This is a genomic window from Xanthomonas sp. DAR33341 (genome assembly GCF_003992815.1).
Lineage (GTDB): Bacteria > Pseudomonadota > Gammaproteobacteria > Xanthomonadales > Xanthomonadaceae > Xanthomonas > Xanthomonas cissicola.
The window spans coordinates 11,528-34,360 of sequence record NZ_QEYV01000043.1; the positions used below are offsets into that span (position 1 = coordinate 11,528).

At 62.8% G+C, this 22,833-nt stretch carries 23 protein-coding genes; all 23 read right to left on the reverse strand.

Annotated features, from left to right (window positions below):
* Positions 1-21: 21 nt before the first annotated feature.
* Positions 22-1,545, reverse strand: coding sequence for an FkbM family methyltransferase (locus EO156_RS22110; RefSeq protein ID WP_016848713.1), 1,524 nt, complete (start codon positions 1,543-1,545; stop codon positions 22-24).
* The gene (locus EO156_RS22115; RefSeq protein ID WP_016848712.1) at positions 1,542-2,165 is read right to left on the reverse strand and encodes a UDP-3-O-(3-hydroxymyristoyl)glucosamine N-acyltransferase; all 624 of its coding nucleotides are present in this window, start codon (positions 2,163-2,165) and stop codon (positions 1,542-1,544) included. Before EO156_RS22115 ends, EO156_RS22110 begins: the two co-directional genes overlap by 4 nt.
* Positions 2,155-3,300: a Rieske 2Fe-2S domain-containing protein gene (locus EO156_RS22120; protein WP_026006773.1), complete on the reverse strand. Its 1,146-nt coding sequence runs from the start codon at positions 3,298-3,300 to the stop codon at positions 2,155-2,157. Before EO156_RS22120 ends, EO156_RS22115 begins: the two co-directional genes overlap by 11 nt.
* Before the next feature lie 3 nt (positions 3,301-3,303).
* Positions 3,304-3,957 carry an acetyltransferase gene (locus EO156_RS22125; RefSeq protein ID WP_016848710.1) on the reverse strand — a complete coding sequence of 218 codons (654 nt, stop codon included), beginning with the start codon at positions 3,955-3,957 and terminating at the stop codon, positions 3,304-3,306.
* Positions 3,954-4,688 (reverse strand): SDR family oxidoreductase, encoded by a 735-nt coding sequence (locus tag EO156_RS22130; protein ID WP_016848709.1) that lies wholly within the window; start codon positions 4,686-4,688, stop codon positions 3,954-3,956. Before EO156_RS22130 ends, EO156_RS22125 begins: the two co-directional genes overlap by 4 nt.
* A complete protein-coding gene (locus EO156_RS22135; RefSeq protein WP_003483002.1) occupies positions 4,685-5,449 on the reverse strand; it encodes an SDR family oxidoreductase in 765 nt (254 codons plus the stop codon). Before EO156_RS22135 ends, EO156_RS22130 begins: the two co-directional genes overlap by 4 nt.
* Positions 5,446-6,483 carry a ketoacyl-ACP synthase III gene (locus EO156_RS22140; protein WP_016848708.1) on the reverse strand — a complete coding sequence of 346 codons (1,038 nt, stop codon included), beginning with the start codon at positions 6,481-6,483 and terminating at the stop codon, positions 5,446-5,448. The genes EO156_RS22135 and EO156_RS22140 overlap by 4 nt, the downstream gene beginning before the upstream one ends.
* A gap of 4 nt (positions 6,484-6,487) precedes the next feature.
* Positions 6,488-6,709, reverse strand: a complete 222-nt coding sequence (locus tag EO156_RS22145) for an acyl carrier protein (protein WP_003482998.1) — start codon at positions 6,707-6,709, stop codon at positions 6,488-6,490.
* 64 nt (positions 6,710-6,773) lie between these two features.
* Complete coding sequence (locus EO156_RS22150) at positions 6,774-7,883, reverse strand: DegT/DnrJ/EryC1/StrS family aminotransferase (protein WP_005914429.1); 1,110 nt, start codon at positions 7,881-7,883, stop codon at positions 6,774-6,776.
* Positions 7,884-8,001: 118 nt separating this feature from the next.
* A complete protein-coding gene (locus tag EO156_RS22155; RefSeq protein WP_007962152.1) occupies positions 8,002-9,486 on the reverse strand; it encodes a sigma-54 dependent transcriptional regulator in 1,485 nt (494 codons plus the stop codon).
* Complete coding sequence (locus EO156_RS22160) at positions 9,479-9,862, reverse strand: response regulator transcription factor (RefSeq protein WP_003482992.1); 384 nt, start codon at positions 9,860-9,862, stop codon at positions 9,479-9,481. Before EO156_RS22160 ends, EO156_RS22155 begins: the two co-directional genes overlap by 8 nt.
* Before the next feature lie 8 nt (positions 9,863-9,870).
* Positions 9,871-11,274, reverse strand: a complete 1,404-nt coding sequence (gene rpoN, locus EO156_RS22165; RefSeq protein ID WP_029828974.1) for an RNA polymerase factor sigma-54 — start codon at positions 11,272-11,274, stop codon at positions 9,871-9,873.
* A gap of 216 nt (positions 11,275-11,490) precedes the next feature.
* Positions 11,491-12,123, reverse strand: coding sequence for a response regulator transcription factor (locus EO156_RS22170; protein ID WP_003482986.1), 633 nt, complete (start codon positions 12,121-12,123; stop codon positions 11,491-11,493).
* Positions 12,124-12,191: 68 nt separating this feature from the next.
* Positions 12,192-12,758: a PilZ domain-containing protein gene (locus tag EO156_RS22175; RefSeq protein WP_003482980.1), complete on the reverse strand. Its 567-nt coding sequence runs from the start codon at positions 12,756-12,758 to the stop codon at positions 12,192-12,194.
* Complete coding sequence (locus EO156_RS22180; protein ID WP_005932695.1) at positions 12,758-13,051, reverse strand: hypothetical protein; 294 nt, start codon at positions 13,049-13,051, stop codon at positions 12,758-12,760. The genes EO156_RS22175 and EO156_RS22180 overlap by 1 nt, the downstream gene beginning before the upstream one ends.
* Positions 13,052-13,059: 8 nt before the next feature.
* Positions 13,060-13,473: a flagellar export chaperone FliS gene (fliS, locus tag EO156_RS22185; RefSeq protein WP_003482976.1), complete on the reverse strand. Its 414-nt coding sequence runs from the start codon at positions 13,471-13,473 to the stop codon at positions 13,060-13,062.
* Positions 13,474-13,622: 149 nt separating this feature from the next.
* Positions 13,623-14,948 (reverse strand): flagellar filament capping protein FliD, encoded by a 1,326-nt coding sequence (gene fliD, locus EO156_RS22190; protein WP_016848726.1) that lies wholly within the window; start codon positions 14,946-14,948, stop codon positions 13,623-13,625.
* A 271-nt stretch (positions 14,949-15,219) separates the two neighbouring features.
* Positions 15,220-16,419, reverse strand: a complete 1,200-nt coding sequence (locus tag EO156_RS22195; protein ID WP_016848727.1) for a flagellin — start codon at positions 16,417-16,419, stop codon at positions 15,220-15,222.
* Between the two features lie 318 nt (positions 16,420-16,737).
* Positions 16,738-17,943 carry a flagellar hook-associated protein FlgL gene (gene flgL, locus EO156_RS22200; protein ID WP_016848728.1) on the reverse strand — a complete coding sequence of 402 codons (1,206 nt, stop codon included), beginning with the start codon at positions 17,941-17,943 and terminating at the stop codon, positions 16,738-16,740.
* Entirely contained in the window at positions 17,943-19,817 is a 1,875-nt protein-coding gene (gene flgK / locus EO156_RS22205) for a flagellar hook-associated protein FlgK (RefSeq protein ID WP_016848729.1), read from the reverse strand. Before flgK ends, flgL begins: the two co-directional genes overlap by 1 nt.
* An 11-nt stretch (positions 19,818-19,828) precedes the next feature.
* Entirely contained in the window at positions 19,829-21,007 is a 1,179-nt protein-coding gene (gene flgJ / locus EO156_RS22210; RefSeq protein WP_016848730.1) for a flagellar assembly peptidoglycan hydrolase FlgJ, read from the reverse strand.
* A 1-nt stretch (position 21,008) separates the two neighbouring features.
* Positions 21,009-22,127, reverse strand: a complete 1,119-nt coding sequence (locus EO156_RS22215; RefSeq protein ID WP_005921309.1) for a flagellar basal body P-ring protein FlgI — start codon at positions 22,125-22,127, stop codon at positions 21,009-21,011.
* A gap of 10 nt (positions 22,128-22,137) precedes the next feature.
* Positions 22,138-22,830, reverse strand: coding sequence for a flagellar basal body L-ring protein FlgH (gene flgH, locus EO156_RS22220; protein ID WP_003482963.1), 693 nt, complete (start codon positions 22,828-22,830; stop codon positions 22,138-22,140).
* Between the last annotated feature and the right edge of the window lie 3 nt (positions 22,831-22,833).

The following is a 22,833-nucleotide window of genomic DNA, read 5'->3' on the forward strand; positions in this document are numbered from 1 at the left end:
GGGTCATGAATGCTCCTGGGCTTAATTCGCCCAAGGTGGCGGCTCGGCTCCGGCGACGGGCGATGCGTACAGAACAAGGTCGTAGTAGTGGGCAGGAGAGTGCTGGCGCAGTCGGAAGTGGTAACCATCTACTAATTTATCCAGTTGTTCCACGATATCGAGCAAGTCCTGGGCGTAGTGGTATACGCAAATAGCCATACGTGGGCGCTGGGTATGGATGAGGCGAGATGCGCCTTCCAGTGCTCTGGCTTCAAATCCTTCGATGTCAAGCTTCAGTAACGTCAGTTTTTCAAGTTCATCGTCTAGGCGCGTGGTAGATACGGAAATTTCGCCATCCTGCGACACATGGCTGGAGACGGTACCGGTCTCCTTGAAGCGTAACGTCGTATGTACGTTGGAGATGGCTTTGTTGATGGTCTTGAGATTACGAGGCAAAAAGGGGAGGGCACTCGCGACACCCTGCAATTTCTGAAAGTTGATGCGATCAGGTTCGAAGGCTGTGATGCTCTCGTATTGATGGCGGGATGCGTCCAGAAACTTGCGGACGATGGGTCCCTCGAAGGCGCCACCATCACAAAAATTTTCGCGCTTTCCCAGTTGGAAGGTGCTGCTGTCGGCGAACGCGGAAAAGTATTCGTTGATCGGTGCGGCCCAGCAGTCCCTCAGAAGGCTGGAATCGTAGGTCAGGCGAAACAATAGGTTGCTGTAGAGCGTGAAAATGCTGAATTCGTCGTCCAGGCGATCCGCAAGGCGCAAAAACGCGTCCAGGCGCAGAAGCGTGCGCTGGCGGTACACCTGGGCAGGTTCGTACACTGCTGCCAGCCCACAGTGGGCGATGGCCAGGGAGGCATCCACCCTTTCGATGCCTGCGTGCTCGCAGATCGTACGGGCCAGGCCGGATTCATCTGGGCTGTAGGAGAAGTCGATGGCCAGTGCCCCGGGGTGGTGGGCCGCTTGCTCGACGAACTGGCGCAAACTCCAACGCGGCACGCCATGTACTGTGTCAGCTTCGTTTGGCTTGTCATCCACGGCGGCGATGACACGTGTGGGGTATTGGACGATCTGGGGAGCATAGATGTTGCCAAGGCCAGAACGCGGTTGGATGAGGAACAGAGGGCGCTGCTCAAAATCCGGGATCAATGGATCCACGGAAGGTGCAACGCTCAACTGCTCAATATGCGCAGCTGCGCAGAGATTGGTGGCAAACGCACGGCCGCGCGGGCTACAAGAGAAATCGATAGCGACTGCATCGGGATACTGGCCCACATTCGCAAGAAACTCCTGACTGCTCCACCGCGGCGCGCCGTGGATGTTATCCAGATGGGTGCTTTGGTCATCAACCGCGGCAATTACATGACGTAAGTTGGCCACGACCCTAGGGCCATGCACCATGCCTGCGTAGGACTCGGGAGCAACTAGGAAAACAGGGCGGTCGGCAATCGCGGGCAGGCGCGCAATGACATCGTCGAGTGCGGGACGTTCCTGTTCCGCGATGCGTAGAATGCGTTGGCGAAGCTGCTCAATTTTCGAGTGCATGAAGGTCATCTATCGTAGGTATGAATCGGGGCGTCGTAGCGGAGATCAAAATAGGTTTTGGTGGGCACGTCCTCGTCGTAAATACGCGGCCAGCCAAGTTCGCAGCTTCGTCCGACCTTGACGCCCCCGCGCACGATGACGCCGGTCCGCAGAACGCTATTGCCGCCGATCTCCACACCCGCGCCGATTTGCACACCATTCTCTATCCAGCATGAAGATTTAACGCGGCATGCGGGTCCGAGGTGCGTGCCGGCATGGATGACGGTGTTATAGTCGATCCTGCACCTGTGCCCAACGACAGCATTGGCGCCCACGAATGCGTTGAGCCCAATGGCCGTGTCAGCGCCGATGGCTGCGCTGGAGTGGATGAACGGCTCCAGCTTGAAGCCACGCTCCATCGCTGCCTGCATCAGTTCCATGCGCTTGAAGTTGCCGAAGCGTTCGTCGAACGCCACGAACATGGCCCCGTCGGTGGGATTCAGTCCATCCAGCACGCCAAGATCGAATTCGTGTTCGGAGTCTTGTGGCACCTCGATCCTGATGACGTTCTCTTCCCGACGCGCCTGCTTCCAAGCATGAAAGGCCAGGTCGAGGTATTCGCTGCTCCCGATGATCCACCTAGATTTCATGTTCGGTTTCCATCAGGGTTTCATACCAGCGTTCGACCAGGCGATTCATGGATTCGTAGACGCCCTGGGTGGGCAGCGGAGCGTCTGTGTGCAATGCGGCCTGCACCCGCTCCATGATGTCCACGTCTTCGCCCACCACCGTTTTGCTGCCGTGCATTTGTGCCAGTAACACCTGGCCGGAAAACCCATAAGGCCGCTTCTTGCGTGCGCTGAACCAATGGATTTCCAAGTCGGTCCTGTCCGGCGCGATCGGGATGTGGTGTTCCAGCGTGAAGGAGTAGCCGCCGTTCGCACTTGCGATATGCAAGTTCGGAAAAGCCAACCAGTTGAAGTAGGCATCCTGATTGCCCCAGCGTTCCACTTTATCGTGCCAGCCGAAGTGCTTAAGGTTGGGGATGGTGGCTTCCGGGCCGCCGAAACTGAAGCGGCGCATCTCGCGCCTCAGCGCTGCGGGCGATGTGTCCTGCAAGGCCTCCATGGACTCCTTGGCTTGTTCCTCGTTTACCTGTGGAGTGAAGTTGACGCTTTTGGCCAAGGTTTTGGGGTGAACAAAGCGCGGGTGGTTGGCGTCCCGCAGATTCTCGTAGGCCAGCTTCCAGTTGTACCGGCCATGCCATGTGGTCACCATGACCTCGGTGTCATAGGCGTTGGAGCTGCTTTCCAGCAAGGCGATGAAGTCTGCCGAAAACTGCTCCTCGATTGGCATTGGGTTGGGATCGAGGTTGACAAACAGCAGGTTGCCGATGGCGCGCAGTGAGAATTCGCGCAGCTTCAAGTTGGCCTTTTCACTATTGTCCAGGTGGTAGACCGCATCGCAGTCCGGGATGTTCTTTACCCGGCCTTGTTCGTCGTAACTCCACGCGTGGTAGGGGCACACCAAAGGCCGGCAACCGATAGTACCGGTTTGAATCAGTGCACTGCGGTGGAGGCAGACGTTCTCAAACGCACGGATTTGCCCATTGAAGTTTTGGATCACCAGAGGAACACCCGCGATCTTGCGTGTGATAAAGCAATTGTGATCCTTCAGCAGCGTCTTAAGCCCTGCGAACAACCACACCTTGCGGAAGATCTTGCGCCGCTCGCGATCAAAGATTTCCTGCGACAAGTAATAGTTGGGGTGCATCCTGGATCGCATGGATCAGTCCATCGTCATGTTCTTGTGGAATACGATCTTGGCCGGATTGCCGAACACGGTGGCGCCCGCTGGCACATCCTTCAGCACGACTGCACCGGTGCCGACGACGGCGTGCTCACCTACCTTGATACCGGGCACCAGGGTGGCACGCGGGTGCACGACTGCGAAGTCGCCTATCTGCACGCCGCCGCCCATGAAAACCTGTGCGCCCACATGAGCATAATTGCCAATGCGAACATCGTGTCCAATCACCGAGCAAGTGAGCAGATTTGCAAAATCCCCGATCCACACATCGGGCCCAACGTGGACCTGGTTGCCGAGAAAGCAACCTGTGCCTAGACGCACGCGGCGACTGAGGTGCGCCTCGGTGCAGATCGGGATGAACGAGGCCCCCTTCGCAAGCAGCGGCTGAATGTACTTCCGCCGTTCCAATGGGTCGCCTTGCGCGCAGACAAAAGCCTCGTTGCCATGCGGCACGTATGTCAAAGGGTCGCCGACGATGGGTACCCCAGTATCGAAGCCATCGAGAATATGCTCGCGGCTGTCCAGGAATCCGGTGACTTCCCATTCCTTGCCATGTGCAATATCACCTTGCATTTGCTCCAGGACCTCGCGGCCCCAGCCGCCCGCGCCGACGATGAGCACGGAATAGGTCACAGGACAGCCCCACCGTCCATTACCAAACTGGTCCCGGTTACCCAGCGGCTGGCATCGGACAACAGATAGATTGCAGCGTTCGCCACGTCCTCCGGGGTACCTAATCCGAGCGGATGGCGTTTTCGCTGTGCTTCTAGATGGGTTGCGTCCCAGATGGGCGTCACGACTGCAGAGGGAGACATACCATTGACCCGAATCTTGCGCTTGGCCTGCTCCATGGACAGGCAACGGATGATGCCGAGCAGGGCTGACTTCATGGCCGAATATGGTCCTACCCCAGGTGTGCCGATATGGGCCGCAGTGGAAAGCATGAAGACGATGGAACTTTGAGGCGCAAGAGCGTTGGCCTGCAACAGCCGCTGGGTAAGCATGACAGGGGCCAGGAAATTGACTGCATAGACATCGGTCATGAGCTTCTCGGTCAACTGCCTGATAGGGCTCAAGCGCTGCCTGCCAGCGCAGTGGACCAAGCCATCTAGGCTGGAAATGCCCTGTGCCAGTCGTTCACGGCCTTCGGCGTCGGTCAGGTCGGCCAGCACCTGGAGATGCCCTTGCCCCTCTAGCAGATTGTAGGTTTCCTGAAGGCGATCTGCGTCGCGTCCGGTAATGACCAAGCACGCCCCGCGTCGCGCGCAGGAAACGGCAATCTGCCTGCCGATGCCCGATGAAGCGCCTGTGACCAAAATGGTCTTGCCATCCAGTGAAAAAGCGCGTTGCGCCGCGTTACTCATGCGTAGATGTCCATCGGTACAGAAAAACCGCCATCAAGAATGAAGTGGTTGCGCGTGATCCAGCGGCTGGCATCGGATAGATAGAACACTGCTGCATAAGCCACGTCTTCCGGCTCGCCCATGCCAAGTGGCGTCAATTCAAACAGGCTGTCCATATTGCCGCCGCTTCCCTGCAAGCCATCCAGCAGAGGAGTGCGTACGTAACCCGGTGCGATGCAGTTGGCGCGCATGCCTTGCTTGGCCACTTCCATACCCAGCGAGCGCATCATGCCCAGCAGGGCGCTTTTGCTGGCAGCGTATGCGCTGCTTGCCAGCGGGCCGATATGTGAGGCAATTGAGGCAATAAATAACAGCGATCCGCCCGGCGCGATCTGCTTCTTCGCCAATAGGCCTCGCGTCAGTAGCATGGGTGCGTAGGTGTTGCTTGCAAATGTCTCGTCCAGGTGCGCATGACCGATCATTCGAAAGGGGGTCAGCTTGGACATGCCAGCTGCGTGTGCCAAGCCATTGATGATGCCGCTTGCACCAACGACCCGGTCAATGCCTTCCTGTTCCGCCAAGTCCGCCACCACTTGCGTGTGGCCTTGGCCTTCCAGTTGGTTGAATGTGTCTTGCAACCGCGCGGTATTGCGCCCGGCGATGACGACGCAGGCTCCCATTTGTGAGCAAGTGATGGCAATTTGTCGACCGATACCCGATGAAGCACCAGTCACTAGGATGCGCTTGCCTTCCAGGGAAAACGGATCGCGCTCGGCGTTCATGCTTCGATCAGTGCCGGAAAGACTGCATTCTCGACGTCCACGATGGCTGTGCCCCAGGACAGGCCAATGCCGAAGCCGGCAAGCAACAGGCGGTGCTTTGCCTTGATCAGCGTGTCGTTCAAACGGACGGTCATGGTGATGGGCAGGGAAGCGCCACTGGTATTGCCGAAGTCTCGCAGGGTCGACGGCACTTTCTCTGTAGGCAGCGCCAACTTCTTGCGGATGGTTTCGTTGATCATTTTGTTGGCCTGATGGAAAACGAAGAAATCAACGCTGTCCTTAGCAGCACCGGAATACTCAAGCAATCTTTCCACCGCTGGAGGCACTCGCTGGGTCGAGAAGCTCAATACGGCCGGGCCATCCAGAATGAGCTCACCTGGCCAGTGCAGCACACCATTTTCGTCACGTGTAGGAGAGATATGCTGAGGTCCGTAAGGCTCACGATGTCCGCCTATGGGCAACATGATGGCCCGGTAGCCGCTGCCATCGCTGTTCAAGTCGAAATGCATTGGTGGCGCATTTTTGTCGAACTCCAGCGCCGTGGCGGTGCCCGCGTCGGAGAACAATGGGTCCAGAAGTGTGGCGGAGCGGTCGCCGACCAGCAGAAGCGCTTTTTTGATGGTGCCCGCCGCAATCATGCTGCCCACCAGGTGCAGGCCAAAGGGATAGCCGGAGCAGCCGAGATTGACATCGAAGGCGATAGCGGTCTGTGGCAATTGCAGCCGGTGCTGCATGATGATGGCCGTGGCTGGGATGGGGTAGTCGGGTGATTGCGTCACGACAATCAGTGCATCGATTTCTTCCTTGTCCCATTGCAGCTCTGCAAGCAGCTTTTCCGTGGAGATGAGCGCCAGATCGGAAAATGTCTGCCAGCTCGGGCAAATGCGACGAAACTCGATGCCGATGTTACGCACCAGACGCTCGCGCTCTGAGCGCATCCTCGGCGGACAATCGGTCAGGTTGGAAATGATCCGCTTGGGCACGCAACTCGCCATGCCCGCAAAGCGGACATTACTAAGAGTGGACAGTCCCATGGCTTTACCCCAGCAGTTTGTAGAGATCGTTTAGGGTGACGCAGTTTTTGAGATCGTCGCCGGTAATGACCTTTCCGTAATCCACGTCGAACATGACGATTACCCCCAACGCTGAGAGCGAATCCCACTCAGGCAAGTCGGCCAGCGCGGTGTCCATGGTGACCTCCACCGGCTCCTGGAAGTCGGTGGCGGAGAGGAAGTTCTCGATAAATGTTGCCTGGGTCATGCGAGCTCGCCTGGGTGCCTGTTGTGGAGATGTGAGGTTGAAATGCAGGTGCAGCGTTGTACGGTCATGTCGCCTGTTGGCCGGCGATGAGATCGGCGATGGTATCGACCTGATCGCGACTCAAGCCAGGAAAAATCGGCAGGCACAATACCTGCGCCGCCACTGAGCGCGCCACCGGCAACCATGCCGGCGCCGACGAGGGCAGAGCACGGTACATCGGAAAGTCGCTGATCAACGGATAGAAATAGCGCCGCACCAGAATGCCGTGCTCGCGCATCAATTGGTACAGCGCATCGCGCGACAGCGGGTAGTCGTCCTGCACCAGTACCGGGAAATACGCATAATTGGGGCGGGAATGTGCCGGCCGCGCAACGCAGCGGATGCCGCGCACATCGCTCAACCGTTGGCGGTATTGCGCATCGATGGCGCTGCGCTGGGCGATGGCGTCGTCGATGTGCTGCAGCTGCAGCAGGCCGAACGCCGCGCTGATCTCGTTCATCTTGCCATTGATGCCCGGTGCCACCACGGTGGTTTCGTCGACGAAGCCGAAGTTCTTCAGATGCCCGATGCGCTGGTAGCTCCTTTCGTCGGGACAGACGATCGCGCCGCCTTCGAAGGTATTGAAGACCTTGGTCGCATGGAAGCTCAACACGCTCAGGTCGCCATGGCGCAGGATCGAGCCGCCGTCGTCGCGCACACCGAATGCATGCGCAGCGTCGTAGATGACCTTGAGGTTGTAGATGTCGGCGATACGCGTGATGGCTGTCGTATCGCAGGCAGTGCCGTAGCAATGCACCGGCATGATCGCGGTGGTCTGCGGGGTGATGGCCGCTTCGATCTTCGAAGGGTCCATGTTGAGCGTCACCGGGTCGATGTCCACGAACACCGGCGTGATGCTTTTCCACAACAGCGAATGCGCGGTGGCAACGAACGAGTAGGGCGTGGTGATCACTTCACCGGTGATGCGCAGCGCTTGCAGCGCGGTGATCAGGGCGGTAGTGCCGTTGGTCAGCAATGCCAGGTGCGGAACCCCCAGGTACTCGCACAGTGCGCGTTCGAGTGCATGGTGCATCTCGCCACCGTTGCTGACGATGCGGCTGGTCCAGATCCGCTCCAGATAGGGCAGAAATTCTTCCAGCGGCGGCAGCAGCGGACTGGTGACGGGGATGGGCATCAATGCCTCGGCAAGTGCTGGTGAAGGTCGGGATTCCGTCGCAGCCGGCGGCTGCGAACGGAGTGATCCTGCTGAAGCAAGCGCTATGCCAGCGAGCGGAACCTGAGCGCGTGCTGGCTCAGTTGGCCAGCTCGGTCTGCTCGCGATCGATGCCGTACTTGCGCAGCTTCTCCACCAACGTGGTGCGGCGCAGGCCCAGCAGCTGAGCGGCATGCGCCACCACGCCCTGCGTGCGTTCCAATGCTTCGTTGATCAACGCCAACTCGATATTGGCCATATGCCCACGCAGATCGATGCCGTCGTCCGGCAGGCTGGACGTCGCCGCCGGCTCGGCATCGGCGGTCTTCGGTTGCAGCGTCACCACATTGCTCGGCAGTGCGCTGACCTCCACCGGTGCCGCCACCAACTCCGGCTCCGGCGGCAGCTCGACCGGAATGGCGGAAGCGAAATCGCCGCGATAACGCGCCGGCAGATCCTGCACCCGCACCAGCCCGCCGGGATGCAGCACCGCCAGGCGCTCGACCAGGTTGGTCAGCTCGCGCACATTGCCTGGCCAATCGTAGCTGCGCAGCGCCTGCAGGGCCTCGTCGGCAAAGCGCACTTCGCCGCGACCGGTGCGTGCCAGCTGGCCTGCAATGGTCTGCACCAGCATGGCCAGATCGTCCACGCGCTCGCGCAGTGCCGGCATTTCGATCGGAAACACATTGAGGCGATAGAACAGGTCCTCGCGGAACTGGCCATCGCTGATGCGCGATTCAAGATTGCGGTGGGTCGCGGCGATCACGCGCACGTTGCAGCGGATGGTCTGCCCGCCGCCGACGCGCTCGAAGCTGCGCTCCTGCAGCACGCGCAACAACTTGACCTGCATCGGCAGGCTCATGTCGCCAATTTCGTCCAGCAGCAGCGTGCCGCCTTCGGCCATCTCGAAGCGACCCTTGCGGGTGGTCAGCGCACCGGTGAAGGCGCCTTTTTCGTGGCCGAACAATTCGCTTTCCAGCAGATCCGGCGGGATCGCGCCGCAATTGATCGCCACAAACGGCCCGTCGCGCCGCGGCGAGTGCTGGTGGATGGCGCGTGCCACCACTTCCTTGCCGGTACCGGATTCGCCCAGCACCAGCACTGTGGTGTCGAATGCAGCCACCTGGTCGATCAGCCGGCGCAGGCGGGTCACCGCCTCGCTGTTGCCGGTTGGGCCGGAGTCCTGCTGCACGCCGGCCTGATGCTCGGCGTCCAGCCGCTTGAGGCTTGCGCGGCGCAGCAACGCTTCCAGCTGCGCATGACGCAGGGGAGTGTCCAACGCCCATACATTGGCTTCGTGCAGGCCGTGGGTCTGCGCAAACGCGCTCGGGCTGCCCTCCATCAGCAACACCGGTGGCGGCAGCTTGGCATCGGCCAGCCAGTCGAAGAATTTGTCGGCCTGTGCGGCGTCCTGCGCCGAGCCCACCATCACCGCCATCCACTCATCGTGGCGGTGACGGCCAGGATTGATGTCGGCGCCGTCGGTGACCCAACGGGGATTGAAGTCCATGAACTCGAGCAGCGACACGGTGCGCTCGGCGCGCACGGCGTCACTGTCGATCAACAGAATGCGGGACTCACTCATTCCTGGCTCCTTCCGTCAGGCCCTCCAGGATTGGCATGACTTCCTGGATATAGGACAGCTTGCTGACAAAATTGTCAGCACCCGCGCGAAGAGCGTGTTCACGATGCTCGGCATCGTCGAAGTGGCTCGCGATGACAATATACGGCGGATCGTCCTGCGTCTTGATCAGACGCGTGGCCTGCAGCCCACCCATCTCCGGCATGGCCAGGTCCATCAGCACGACATTGGGGCGCAGCGACTCAGAGCGCTCGATCGCTTCCAGCCCATTGGCGGCACTGCCCACGATATTGAGCCAGTCGACCTTGCGAAAATGACGCATCGCAGCGTTGATGAAGCCCTCGTGGTCGTCGACCAGCAGCACGGTGAGTTTGCTCATAGTAGTCCTTATCCTGCCCGGGCAAGCAGCGGTTTAGTGGTGCGGCGGCGCTCGCGTGCCGGTGCGATATCAAGTTGTTCGCGATATTTGGCCACGGTGCGGCGCGCAATGTTAACGCCTTGCCGCGACAGCAATCCGGCAATCGCCTCGTCGGCCAGCGGCCGGCCGGCCGGCTCGCTTTCGATCAAGCGGCGCACCATCGCCTTGACGGCCTGGCCGGAGACGCTGGCGCCTTCCAGCCGCACGGCGAAGAAGTGCTTGAGCTCGAAGGTGCCGCGTGGGGTCTGGATGTACTTGCCGGTGGTGATGCGCGAAATAGTCGATTCGTGCATGCCGATCTCGTCGGCGATTTCCTTCAGCGTCAGCGGTGCCATCGCTTCTTCGCCACGCGCCAGGAAGGCGGCCTGGCGTTCGACGATGGCGCGCGTAGCGCGCAGCAGGGTCTCATAGCGCATCGACAGCCCGCGGGTCAGCCAGCGCGCTTCCTGCAGCATGTCGCGCAACGGCTGCGCGGCCTCGCCGGCGTCGGCCAGCGCGCGTTCGTGCACCGGGTTGATGCTGACGCGATGGGTGGTGGCCGGGTTGAGTGCGACGCGCCAGCTGTCGTCGGCATGCCAGGCGAGCACATCCGGGATCACGCTGGCATTGCTTTCCTGCAGCAGGTCGTCGCCCGGGCGCGGTTGCAGCGACAGGATCAGCCGCACCGCTTCGCGCGCATCGTCCACTTCGGCATCGTGCGCGCGCGCCAGCACCGTGTAGTCGTGCGCGGCCAGCAGCTCCAGATCGCCGTCGAGGATGCGCGCAGCCAGATGGCGTGCCGGCACGCGGCCGGGCAGGGCGCTCAACTGGGCCTGCAGACACTCGCGCAGATCGCAGGCGGCCAGACCGGCCGGGTCGCCGTGCAGCAACCGCTGCCGGATCGCTTCCACCGCCTGCACGGTCATGCCCAGACGGGTGGCGCCCAGCTGTTGCAGCGTCGACAGCGCTTCGGTCAGATAACCGGCGTCGTCGGTCTGCTCCAGCCAGAACGCAGCGGCCCCCAACGCCGCCTCGTCCAGGTCCAGCGCCAGCTCGCGCAGGATGCGCACATGCGGGTCGGTCGACTCGCCGGCGGCCACGCGCTGCATGCGATCGTCGTCCCCATCGTTCCAACTGCTGCCCTGCACGTCCCACATCGTGCTTTCCGGCAGCTCGTCGAACGCGGCGATATCGCTGGCGCCATCGTTGTTGGTGGCGGCCTCGTCCCCGTTATCGGCCAGCTCTTCCAACTCCAGCAACGGATTGGTTTCCAGGGCACGACGGATTTCCAGTTCCAACTGCATGCCGTCCAACTGCAACAGACGGATCGACTGCAGCAACTGCGGGGTGAGGTGCAGTTGCTGGCCAAGCTGGGCGGAAATGGTCGTCTTCATGGAAGCGCTTCCGATGGGCGCTGCACACAGCAGCGATGGAATGCATCTTGCAGGACAATGCGACGGGTTTCTAATCAGGGAGTCGGGTGAGGTGACTCGTGATTTTCCTGACAGCCTGTCGGGAACTTCCCGACGTTTCCGGCGGGCTCAAGCATGCCCGCCGGAATCCCGTCACTGTTTTAACCGTCGCTGGCCCACGCGTGCCCGGCGGGAGCGTCAGACCAACTCGTTGTGATGTTTGGCGGCCAGGAGCACCAAGTCGTTGGCGCGCCGGCACCCGAGCGACTCCATCATGCGGGCGCGGTGGGTTTCCACGGTCTTGACGCTGATGCCCAAATCGGCCGCGATTTCCTTGTTGCTCTGGCCGCGGCCGATTTCACGCAGGATCTCGCGCTGACGCGGCGACAGTGCGGCAATGCCGACCGGCTTCTCGCGGCCCAGCATCGGCGCAATCATCTTGGACGAGATCTGCGGGCTCAGGAACACCTGGCCAGCGGCGGCAGCGCGCAACGCCAGCTCTAGTTCCAGTGGCGCGGCGTCCTTGACCACGAAGCCGACGGCGCCGCGATCGAGCGCGTCGCGCACATGCACCGGGTCGTCGTGCATGGACATCATCACCACATGCGTACGCGGCGCGGCGCGCAGCACGTCGGTCATGGCATCCAGGCCGCTGCGGCCGGGCAAAGACAGGTCCATCAGCACCAGATCGGGCCGGTGCAGGGACGTCATGTCCAGGGCTTGTTGCGCGTTGCTGGCTTCGCCCACGACATCGATGCCGGCGAAGGTTTGCAGCAGCCTGGACAGGCCGGCACGGACAAGGGTGTGATCGTCGACGATGATGACTCGCACGGCGCAGAAGAGACCTTTTTCAGTAAAGGGCACCTTAGCCGACCCGGCGTCCCGCGCCAACCATCGGATCAACGCTGGCGGCGGGCGTCGGCGATCTGACGGCGGTGCAAGCGAAACAGGTGGCGTTCCAGGGCGTCCTGCAGTCCCGGGGCGAGCGGTGCAAACCGCAGCCACAACCAGACATCATGGCCATCGCTCGCGTTCGCCAGCACGGTGGCAGGAAGCTGTACAAGTTCAGGAAGCCAGTCGGACGGCTGCAGGCAAACGCTGCCGGTTGTGCCCGGTGGGTGGCTGGTTGCGCAACTCAGGCGGATGCCGCGTACCGACCAATGCACCATGCCCTGGCTCAGCCCGCTGTCGCCCTGGCGCACCAGGCGGCCGATCAGCGCCAGCATCAAATCCAGTTTGGCGTCCATGCGCTGCACCAGCAGCGGTAGTTCGCCGCGGTCTTCGCCGGTTTCTTCGCTACGCAGGTCTTCGACCTGGCCGAGACTGCGCAACAGGGTTTCTGCGGCGCTTTGCGCGCCTGCATCGCTCCCGGCGCGGAAGCCGGCCGGTAACTGCAATTGGCAACTGAGCGTGTCGGCAAACAGTTCGGCATCGGCGGATGGCGCGAGTGTGCCGAGCGCGCTCATCAGATCCGTCCGACCCGCGCGTAGGCGCGGCTGGCCGACGATGAGGTGCGCTGTGCGCGGATCAGCTCCAGCAGCTTGCGCTGCCGCTCGCGCATCATCCGCATCAAGTCCTGATGCATGGCGAGCAAGGCCTGCAGCGCGTCGCGGTCCTGCTGGATGTCTACCTGCTGCGCGTATTCGCGCAGGTGCAGGTCGTGGTTGTCCAGCATTTGCGGCATTGCCTCGAATTCCTCTTGCGCCATGGCCAGGCGGAGGTCGGCGATTTCTGCTTGAAGGCTTTGCACGCTATGCATGGCAGGACTCACGAAACGGCGGTAAGGCCGCGTTGTTCGAGGGGGATGGAGTTCCACGCCGAGTCGATTTCGCTGAGCAACCCCAGCGCTTCGGTCAACGCGGTCTCGTCGTTGTGCAGGTTGGCCGCGGTCAGTCGCTGCATCACGTAGTCGTACAGGGCCGAAAGGTTACCAGCGATCTCGCCACCGGCTTCGTGATCGAGCGAGCCGTTCAAATGACCGACGATCGCGCACGCCTCGCCGATGGCCTTGCCCTTGCGCGCCTGGTCGCCCTGCGCCAGGCAGGCCTGGGCCAGACGAATGCGCTGGCAAGCACCGGCAAACAGCAGCGAGACCAGCTTGTGCGGATCGGCTTCGGTCACGCTGGTGGACACGCCGACCTTGCGATATTGCTCGGCATACTGACGATTGGAACCGTACATGGATGACTCCTCAATGGGCTGACCTTCGCTGTCCCGGAGCGCTGCGCTCCTGCGACGACGCTCCTGCCGGAAGGCAAGGCCGAAATCACGATAGGCCTTACTTGTATCGGCAATACCCTGACAGGACTTGAGGATCGTCATCACGGAAATCAGCTTGTCAGCAGGCTGCTGAGCGAGCTGGTGCTGCTCTGCAACTGGGTGATCATGGTTTCCATTGCGGTGAATTGGGCGGTGTAGCGGTCGCTGAGTTTCTCCATGCGCGCATCGAGATCGTCCAGCTCCGACTCATAGCCCTTGATGGTCTTGTTCAAGCTGTCCGAACGCAGGGTCAGCGTGCCGTTGGTGACATTGACGTTGCTATCCAGCACCTTGCTCAGGGTGCCGCTGAACTTGCTGTCCTTGCCGAACACCTCGGCCGCGGCGCCACCATCCGACGCGATGGCGGTGTCGAACTTGGCGCCGTCGAAACTCATCACGCCATCCTTGTCGATGGTCAGGCCCAGGGCCTTGAGTTCGTTGACATTGCCGCTGACCTGGCCGCGCAGTTGTTGCTGCAGATTGCGCACCAGCGAATCGCCGGTCAGCGCCGAAGCGGTCTTGGTGGTGGCGTCGTAGCTGCTGCTCTTGGCCAGCAATGTGTTGGCGGTGTTGTAGGCCGCGGCGAACGCGGTGAGGTTGCCCTTGAGGCCGCTGGTGTCGGCTGCCACGCCCAGATTGAACTTGGTGCCTTCAGCGGCCTTGGTCAGGGTGAGCACCACGCCGGGCACGAGGTCGCTGACGGTGTTGGAGCTGGACGTGCGCTCGAAACCGTCAACGCGTACCAGCGCATCGGCGGCGGCGACGGTCTGGTTCAGCCCGCCGGTGACGCCGGGGCCGTAGGTCAGGCTGCTCAGGCTAGGGTCGCTGGCGCTGATGGTCAGTGCGCCCTTGGTGCCGGAATCGACCGCATTGAAGACCAGGTGCTGGCCATCGTTGGCGGTGACCACGCTGGCAGTCACGCCCTTGCCGCCGGCAGCTTTGTTGATGGCCGCGGCGATGTCGGTGAGCTTGTCGGTGCCGCTGATGTCTACGGTGACGCTCTGATCGCCATAGCCGATGGTCAGCGTGCCGCTGCCCACCGTGGCATCGGCAGCGAATGCACCGGAGGCCAGTTTCTGCGAGGTTGCCAGCGAGACCACTTCCACCGAATAGTTGCCCGGCGCCGCCGAGCTGGTGGTGGTGGCGGTGAAGCCGGCATCGGTTGGCACCGTGGCCTTGTAGGCGTTCGTGTCGGCGCTGCTGATCACCTTGTCCAGCGCAGACTTGAGCGTGGTCATGCTGCTCTTGATCTGGCTGATCGCCGACAACTGCGTGGTCGCGGCAGTGCCGGCCTTGTTGATGCGTGCCTGCTCGGGGTCTTTCTGCCGGGACACCAGGGTGGACACCACGGTAGGGATGTCCAATCCGGAGCCAGAAGTGCTGATCACCGATGCCATGTTGCATTCCTCGTCTGGGCGCCCGAAACAGACGGACGCATGGGATTACGTGACGGGTATCGGCCGCATCCGCGAGGACTTTAGCGGCGGCGAGGGGTCACGCGCACGACGGCTATCGATGCAAGTTCCATGCCTGCCGAATCGGCGGCGCGCGTCAACAATCCGTCCAAGGCTGGCGTGGCCGGGCTGCGGCCACAAAAAAGCCCCTCCGAAGAGGGGCTCTGGACTTGCTGCGGAGCGCTGCCGCATTGCTGCGGCAGGTAACTGCCAGTTACTGCAGCAGGCTCAGCACGTTCTGCGGAACCGACTTGGCCTGGGCCAGCATCGCGGTACCGGCCTGCTGCAGGATCTGCGTGCGGGTCAGTTCGGCGGTTTCCTTGGCGTAGTCGGTGTCGCGGATACGGCTACGCGAGGCCGACAGGTTTTCCGAGGTTGCGCTCAGGTTGGCGATGGTGGAGGTGAAGCGGTTCTGCACCGCACCCATGTCGGCGCGCGAGGAGTTGACCGCGGTCAGCGCCTTGTCGACGATTTCCAGCGCCTTCTGCGAGCCGGAGAACGTGGAGATATCCAGGCTGCTCAGGGTCGAAGCGGTGGAGCCGGAAGCGGCCGAAGCGGTGGTGATGCCTGCGCCGACGGTGATGCCAGCGGCGCTGGAGGTGCCAGCCGACAGCGAGGTGAAGTCCTGGCCAGCCTTCAGCGATTCGATCTGCAGCGAACCGTCGCTCTTGATCGAGGCGTACATGCCGGTCTGGTCGAGCTTGTCGTTGATCGCCGAGGCGACCTTCTTGTTGACGTCGGCGGCGGTGTCGCCGGCGCCGATCTTGACGTCGGCAATGGTGACGCTCTTGGCCGAGCCGCTGGCGTCCTTGAACGACAGGCTGATGCCGCTGACCGAACCAGAAGCGGTGGCGGTGCCGGTGACGCCGGCGCCGGAGACGGCGGCAGCGAAGTTGGCCTTGCCCAGCGAATCGACGTTGGCGTCGACGATGCTGTTGATGCCGATGGTCTGGCCGGCGTCGGCGCCGACCTGGAACAGCGCGCCGGAGAACGAGCCGTCCAGCAGCTTGGTGCCGTTGAAGTTGGTCTGGTTGGCAACGCGGTCGATTTCCGCGGTCAGCTGCTTGACTTCCGAATTCAGCGCGTCACGGTCGGTGGACGAGTTGGTGGCGTTGGACGACTGCACCGACAGCTCGCGGATACGCTGCAGGTTGCTGCCGATTTCCACCATCGCGCCTTCGGCGGTCTGGGCCAGCGAGATACCGTCGTTGGCGTTGCGCGAGGCAACGTCCAGGCCGCGGATCTGCGTGGTGAAACGCTCGGAGATCGCCAGACCCGCGGCGTCGTCCTTGGCGCTGTTGATGCGCAGACCAGACGACAGACGCTGGATGCTCGTCGACATGCTGGCGCTGCTGGTGTTGAGGTTCCGCTGAGCGTTCAGCGACATTACGTTGGTGTTGATTACCTGTGCCATTTTGATTTCTCCTAAGCGATTTTTCCGGCAAGGGGGACTTGCCTGGAGCCTCCGCAGGGGGGCCATCAAGTTGGCCGTTGCCGCTGCTGAGATGAATAACGGCGTTGCGTCGGGAACCTTTAGCGAAATTCAGTATTTTTTACTGTCTTTCTGCGTCGGGACGAAATACGTAAGCGTTGCGTATCAAGGGGTTTGGTTTATTCGGCAGCACCCCGCCAATCTTTAGCGTTGGTATAACTCTTCGAAAAATAAACTCCATCCGCCTGCGCAAGTGCTCACCCGCAGGAGCGAAGAAAGCCCAAGTTTTCTGCGGCAAAATCAGCGGATGATGTTGAACAACGACGACGACTGCATCTGCTGAAAAATCGTTTGAGCGGCCTGCAACGAGGCCTTCTCGAGTTGGTACTGCCCGATCGCCGAGGCGTAATCCAGGTCGCGGATCGACGACAGGCTGGTCTTGAGGGTGACTTCGTTGGATTCGAGCAATGAGTTGGCATTGTCGATGGCCGACAACTGAGCGCCGCCGGAGGCGCGCGCATCGATCATCTTCGAGGACGCCTGCGTGATGTCGCGCATCGACGACTGCAGCGTGTTGATCATCGCTGCCTTCTGCGGCGCGGTCAGCGTGTCGGAATTGAGCGCGCCGACCAGGTCGTCGATGGTGGAGAACACATCCTTGGTACCGGAGGCGCCAATCTGGAAACTGTCGCCCACCGCCGGTGCGCCGCTGATGCGCATGCGCACGCCGGCGGCGTTGATGTCTTCGCCCTCTTTGTACGTGCCGGTGCCGACCACCGTATTGGTGCTGTCGCGCACTTCATAGGTGTCGGCGGCTGTGAACTGCACGCTGTAACTTCCGCCGTTCCAGCTGCCGGTGCTGGCATCGCGGCTGAAATCCAGCAGCAAGCCGGTCCCCGTGTTGGCGGCGTTGGCGTGCGCATCCACGGTGCCGTCGCCGGTGCGGATGCGCATGAAGATTTCGCTGCCGGGCAGGGTGTCGCTGACGAAGGTGTCCGGCGCCACTTCGACCTGCTTCTGGGTCTGGTCGCCGTTGTAGGTGACTCTGCCATTGCTCTTGATGAAAGGCGCACTGCCATCGGCGGTGCCGCCGAACAGGTAGCGCCCGGTGCCGTCGGTGCTGTTGGCCAGGCTCACCATGCTCTCGCGCAGCGCCGTCAGTTCCGAGGCGATCGCCTTGCGATCGTCGGGGCTGAGCGAAGAATTGCTGGCCTGCACCGCCAATTCGGTGACGCGCGCCATTTTGTCGCCGGCTTGCGAAAGCGCGTTTTCCTGCAGCCCAAGCCGGTTCTGCACGTTGTTGGCGTTTTCGCCGAAGCGCGTGATCGCCGCCAGGGCGCGGTCCAGGCCGACCGCCGTGCCTGCAGCCACCGGGTCGTCCTTGGCGGTGACCAGGCGCTGCCCACTGGAGAGCTGCGATTCGAGCTGGTTCAGCCGCGACTGCTTGGCGCCCATCGAGGCGACCGACTGGCTGTACATCATGCTGGTGGAGATACGGTCGGTCATCAGCGTACGGCACCCAGGATGGCTTGGAAGATGGTGTCGGCGGTAGAGATCATCTGTGCGGCGGCCTGATAGGCCTGCTGCAGTTTCAGCATGTTGGCGGCTTCCTCATCGAGGTTGACGCCGGAAATCGAATCGCGGCTGGCCTGCGCCTGGTCGTTGATGACCTTTTGCGCATCGGCCGAATAGCTGGCCGCACGCGCGGCCGAACCCACCGAGGTGGTCAAGCCGGAGAGCGCGCCATTGAGGGTCACCGTGCCACCGCTGAGCGCCTTGGCATCGTCGATGTTGGCCAGCAATTTGGCATTGCCGTTGTCGCTGGAGCCGGCGCCCATCGGGCCGACGCCGAAGGTGTCGCCGGCCTTGGGTGCGCCGTCCAGCGCGAAGCTCCAGCCATTGGCGCTGATGGTCTGGCCGGCGGTATAGGCGAACGGGCCGGCGCCATCGATGGTGTACTGGTTGGCGTCGATGAACTCGATCGACGAAGGGGTCAGCAGCGCGGGGTTCTGCGCATTGGTGACCTTGACGTCGCTGATCTTGCCGGTGCCCAGGTTGGCGACCGTGGCGGTGGCCTTGACCGGAGTGGCCGCGGCGATGCGCGAGGGATCGGTAATGGCGACCGACAGGCTGCCAGCCAGCCCGGCGGTGGGCTGCAGCAGGAACTTGTCGCCGCTGGCCGGCGTGCCGCCCACCACCATGCTGACGCCATTGAGCACCAACGGGTCGGCGGCGGTGCCGGTACCGGTCATCGGCACGGCAGAGCCGGTACTGGCGTTGATGGCCTTCCAGTTGGTGCCGTCGAAGCTGAGGGTGACGTTCTGGCCGTCCACGGCACTGACGTTGCTGAAACTGGCGCTCAGCGATGCGCTGCCGGCATTGCTCGGATTGGCGGCAACGGTGGGCGAACCGATATTGAAGAAGTTGCCGCCCATCGCGCCATACAAGTCCATGCCCTGTCTGTGGCCGGCATTGAAGGTGCTGGCCATGCCCACGGCCAGCCGGCCGAGTTCGGCCTGGGTCGGCTCGAGCACGCTGCTGCGGAATTCCAGCAGACCGCCGATCTGGCCGCCCAGCGAACTGGCGCTGAGGCTGACGTTCTGGCCTTGGGTCTGCATCGCCACCTGCAGCTTGGTCGGCTGATAGGGGTCGGCAACGGTGGTGAGTTTGGAAGAGGTGGTACCGACCACCAGCGGTTGGCCGCCGGCGGTGAAAACGTTCATGAAGCCGCCATCCTGGATTACCGCGGTACCGCCGGTAAAACCGACCAGCTTGCTCACCAGCGCGTCGCGCTGATCCAGCATGTCCGGCGCTGCCGCCTGGGCACTGCTGCCGATGGTGCCGTTGAGCTTGGCGATCTGCTGCGTCAAGCGATTGACTTCGTCCACCGAGGAGGTCAATCCGCTGTTGACTTCGTTGCTCAGGCTGTCCATCTGCCCGTTGAGCTGCTTGAAGCGCGTCGCCAGCGAATTGCCGCTGTCGAGCATGCTCTGGCGCTCGGCGGTGGAAGAGGCGTTGGACGACACCGCGCTGGTGGAATCGAAGAAATTCGACCACAGCCCGGCCACGTTGGTGGCGGTGTTGGAGTACAGCGCGTCGACGCGGTTGGACAGCGAGGACAGCTGCTGCAGGCGCGAGAGTTCGCCGCCGCTGTCGAGCAGGCGCGAGATGGCCAACTGGTCGGCCACCCGGCCCACATCGGTGATCTTGGCGCCATTGCCCACGAACGCGTAGCCCATGTCGGTGGGCGTGCGCGTTGCAAATTCCACACGTTGGCGGCTATAGCCTTCGGTATTGATGTTGGCGACGTTATGGCTAACGGTCGACAACGCCCGTTGGAAGGCGATGAGCGCGCTGGTCCCGGTGGACATGATGGACATGAGCGTTTACCTCAGCGACGGATGGTGCCGAGTCCGGCCGGCTCGGCGGTACTGGCATAGCGGTTGGACAGATCGGCCGCCGCGTTGCCGATGGCGGCCACCGCACGGTCGATGGTCGGGCCGTTGGCGATCGCCGCGATCTTGGCCGCATAGCCCGGATCGGTGGCGTACCCGGCTTGTTGCAAGCCGCGTGCAAAACCCTTGATATCGGTGCCGGCCTGCAGCGCGGTCTGGTAACGGCTGTTGTTCTTCAGCAGCCGCACGTAGTCGGCAAAGCTCTCCTCGGCCGAGCCATAGGCGCGGAAATCCGCGGTTTCGGTGGTCTTGACGCCGTTGACGTATTCGTGGGTGCCGGTGGTGACCTTGTCGCCGCTCCAGCCGGTGGCCTTGATGCCGAACAGGTTGTTGGAGTCGCCACCGTTGCCGATGCCGCGACGGCCCCAGCCGGTTTCCAATGCGGCCTGTGCCACCAGCGCGCGCGGGTCCACCCCCAGTTCGCGCGCGGCTTTTTGCGCATGCGTCCAGATCTTGGCGACAAAGCCTTCCGGCGTGCGCTCGCCCAGGCTGGCAGCGGCGCTGCTGGCGGCACTCGCATTCACCGCGGCATTGGCATCGGCCGCATCGCTGGCGGCCACGTCGGCCCAGCGATCGTTGGCCGACGGCCAGCTCAGCGCGGCAGCATCGTCGCTGCCGGCTTCGCCAGCGCCGGTACGCCCGGCAATCAGATCCAGCACCTGGCTCATGCCGATGCCGCTCAGGTTGCCTGCGCCCAGGGCCGCCTTCGCCACGCTGCTGGTCGTGGTGCCGGTGGCCGCACCATCGCGGGCGGGCAGCGGCAACGAGGCATCGCGCTTGCCGGCGACCAGGGCGTACGCCTTGGCCGCTTCGGCGGTGTTCAACGAGGTGTTCAAAGCCGGGCCGCTCGTGTCGCCACTGAGCTGCTTGGAAATCATCGCCGACAGACCCAGCCCCTTGCCGTCGGTCAACGCCTTGGCCATCTGCTGGTCGTACATTTCGCGGAACATCTGGTTCTGGCCCGGAAACATCGGGTCGCCGGAGCTCGCATCGCGCATGCTCTTGACCAGCATCTGCGCGAACTGACCTTCGAGCTGACGGGAGACCTTGTCGATCTTTGCGGGATCGGCCTTGGTGCTCGGGTTGAGATCAATGGGCGAGGCTGCGATACGCATGTCAGATCACCTCTAGCTCCGCGGTGAGCGCACCGGCTTGCTTGAGCGCTTCCAGGATGGCCACCAGGTCGCCGGGCGCGGCGCCCACTTCGTTGACTGCACGTACGATCTGATCGAGCGTGGTGCCGCCTTCGAACTTGAACATGCGGCTGCCTTCGGAGGTGGCCGTAATCGTCGATTGCTGGGTCACCGCGGTGCGGCCGCCACTGAAGGCGCCTGGCTGGCTGACGTTGGTGTTTTCGCTGATGGTGACGGTCAGCGAGCCATGCGCGATGGCGGCCGGCATCACCCGCACCAGCTGGCCGATGACCACGGTGCCGGTACGTGCATTGACCACCACCTTGGCCGGTGCATCGCCAGGGGAGAGTTCGACGTTTTCCAGTCGCGACAACAGGCCGATCCGCGCGCCCGGGTCGGTGGGCGAGCGCACTGCCACGGTCACGCCGTCGACCGCACGCGCGGTGCCGGCGCCGAAGCTGCTGTCGATCGCCGCGACCATGCGCGAGACGGTGGTGAAATCGTTCTGATGCAGGTTGAGGGTGATCTCGCCGGTGCCGGCGAACACGTCCGGCAACGCACGTTCGACGGTGGCGCCGTTGGGAATGCGACCGACGCTGGGCACATTGACCGAGACGCGCGAGCCGTCCTTGCCCTGCGCACCGAAGCCGCCGACCACCAGGTTGCCCTGGGCCATCGCATACACCTGGCCATCGGCGCCTTTCAGCGGCGCCATCAGCAGCGAGCCGCCGCGCAGCGAGACGGCATTGGCGATCGAGGAGACGGTGACGTCGATCGGCTGGCCGGGTTTGGCGAACGGCGGCAATTCGGCATGGATGGCCACGGCCGCGACGTTTTTCAGCTGCGGGTTGACGTTCGCCGGAACATTGACGCCCAGTTCGCCAAGCAGGTTTTTCAGGCTCTGCACGGTAAAGGGCGCCTGGCTGGTGCGGTCGCCGCTGCCGTCCAGGCCAACCACCAGGCCGTAGCCGACCAGCGCGTTGCCGCGCACGCCGCCGACCTGGGCAAGATCCTTGATGCGCTCGGCGCTGGCCGGCGCGGCAATCGCGCACAGCGCGACGGCGGCAGCCAGCAGACGGAAGGGCAGGGAAGACAGGTTCATGGTCGCAGGCTCAGTAGGGCGACAGACGGGAATTGAAGAAGCGGCTCAGCCAGCCCATCGCATTGGACTGCGCGATTGCGCCGCGGCCGCCGTAAGCGATGCGGGCGTCGGCCACCTTGCTGGAGGGCACGGTGTTGTCCGGGGCGATGTCGGCGGCGCGCACGATGCCTTGCACCTGCACCAGTTCGTCGCCCTGGGTCAGGCGCAGGTTCTTCTGCCCCTGGATCACCAGGTTGCCGTTGGGCAGGCGTTGCATCACGGTGACGGTGACGCTGCCCTGCATGCGGTTGCTCTGCGCGGTGTTGCCCTTGCCGGCAAAGCTGCGGTCGCCGCTGGTGCTGTTCTCAAGCACGTTCAAGCCACCGACGGTGAGCGGCGCGCCCAGCAAGGTCGGCGCGGCCATGGTGGTGGCGTCCTTCTTGCTGATGCTGGTGTTGGCGGTGGACGAGGCGGTGGTGCTTTCGACCAGGTTCACCGTCAGCAGATCGCCGACATCGCGGGCACGGCGATCGCCATACAGGTTCAGGCCGGGGCCGGCGGCGTAGATCGCACCGGCCGTCGGCTGCGCCACCGGTGCCACGACCGGCACGATCGGCGCCATTTCGGCGAACGGACGTACATCGCCGGCGGCCACGCAGCCACCCAGCAGCGCGCTGCAGGCAATGGCGAGGCACGGACGGGAGAGAGAAGGCAGGCGTGACATGGC

Coding starts and splice junctions, on each gene's coding strand:
- EO156_RS22110 (WP_016848713.1), bottom strand. CDS start 1,545: ATGACCTTCATGCACTCGAAAATTGAGCAGCTTCGCCAACGCATTCTA.
- EO156_RS22115 (WP_016848712.1), bottom strand. CDS start 2,165: ATGAAATCTAGGTGGATCATCGGGAGCAGCGAATACCTCGACCTGGCC.
- EO156_RS22120 (WP_026006773.1), bottom strand. CDS start 3,300: ATGCGATCCAGGATGCACCCCAACTATTACTTGTCGCAGGAAATCTTT.
- EO156_RS22130 (WP_016848709.1), bottom strand. CDS start 4,688: ATGAGTAACGCGGCGCAACGCGCTTTTTCACTGGATGGCAAGACCATT.
- EO156_RS22135 (WP_003483002.1), bottom strand. CDS start 5,449: ATGAACGCCGAGCGCGATCCGTTTTCCCTGGAAGGCAAGCGCATCCTA.
- EO156_RS22140 (WP_016848708.1), bottom strand. CDS start 6,483: ATGGGACTGTCCACTCTTAGTAATGTCCGCTTTGCGGGCATGGCGAGT.
- EO156_RS22145 (WP_003482998.1), bottom strand. CDS start 6,709: ATGACCCAGGCAACATTTATCGAGAACTTCCTCTCCGCCACCGACTTC.
- EO156_RS22150 (WP_005914429.1), bottom strand. CDS start 7,883: ATGCCCATCCCCGTCACCAGTCCGCTGCTGCCGCCGCTGGAAGAATTT.
- EO156_RS22155 (WP_007962152.1), bottom strand. CDS start 9,486: ATGAGTGAGTCCCGCATTCTGTTGATCGACAGTGACGCCGTGCGCGCC.
- EO156_RS22160 (WP_003482992.1), bottom strand. CDS start 9,862: ATGAGCAAACTCACCGTGCTGCTGGTCGACGACCACGAGGGCTTCATC.
- rpoN (WP_029828974.1), bottom strand. CDS start 11,274: ATGAAGACGACCATTTCCGCCCAGCTTGGCCAGCAACTGCACCTCACC.
- EO156_RS22175 (WP_003482980.1), bottom strand. CDS start 12,758: ATGAGCGCGCTCGGCACACTCGCGCCATCCGCCGATGCCGAACTGTTT.
- EO156_RS22180 (WP_005932695.1), bottom strand. CDS start 13,051: ATGCATAGCGTGCAAAGCCTTCAAGCAGAAATCGCCGACCTCCGCCTG.
- fliS (WP_003482976.1), bottom strand. CDS start 13,473: ATGTACGGTTCCAATCGTCAGTATGCCGAGCAATATCGCAAGGTCGGC.
- fliD (WP_016848726.1), bottom strand. CDS start 14,948: ATGGCATCGGTGATCAGCACTTCTGGCTCCGGATTGGACATCCCTACC.
- EO156_RS22195 (WP_016848727.1), bottom strand. CDS start 16,419: ATGGCACAGGTAATCAACACCAACGTAATGTCGCTGAACGCTCAGCGG.
- flgL (WP_016848728.1), bottom strand. CDS start 17,943: ATGACCGACCGTATCTCCACCAGCATGATGTACAGCCAGTCGGTCGCC.
- flgK (WP_016848729.1), bottom strand. CDS start 19,817: ATGTCCATCATGTCCACCGGGACCAGCGCGCTCATCGCCTTCCAACGG.
- flgJ (WP_016848730.1), bottom strand. CDS start 21,007: ATGCGTATCGCAGCCTCGCCCATTGATCTCAACCCGAGCACCAAGGCC.
- EO156_RS22215 (WP_005921309.1), bottom strand. CDS start 22,127: ATGAACCTGTCTTCCCTGCCCTTCCGTCTGCTGGCTGCCGCCGTCGCG.
- flgH (WP_003482963.1), bottom strand. CDS start 22,830: ATGTCACGCCTGCCTTCTCTCTCCCGTCCGTGCCTCGCCATTGCCTGC.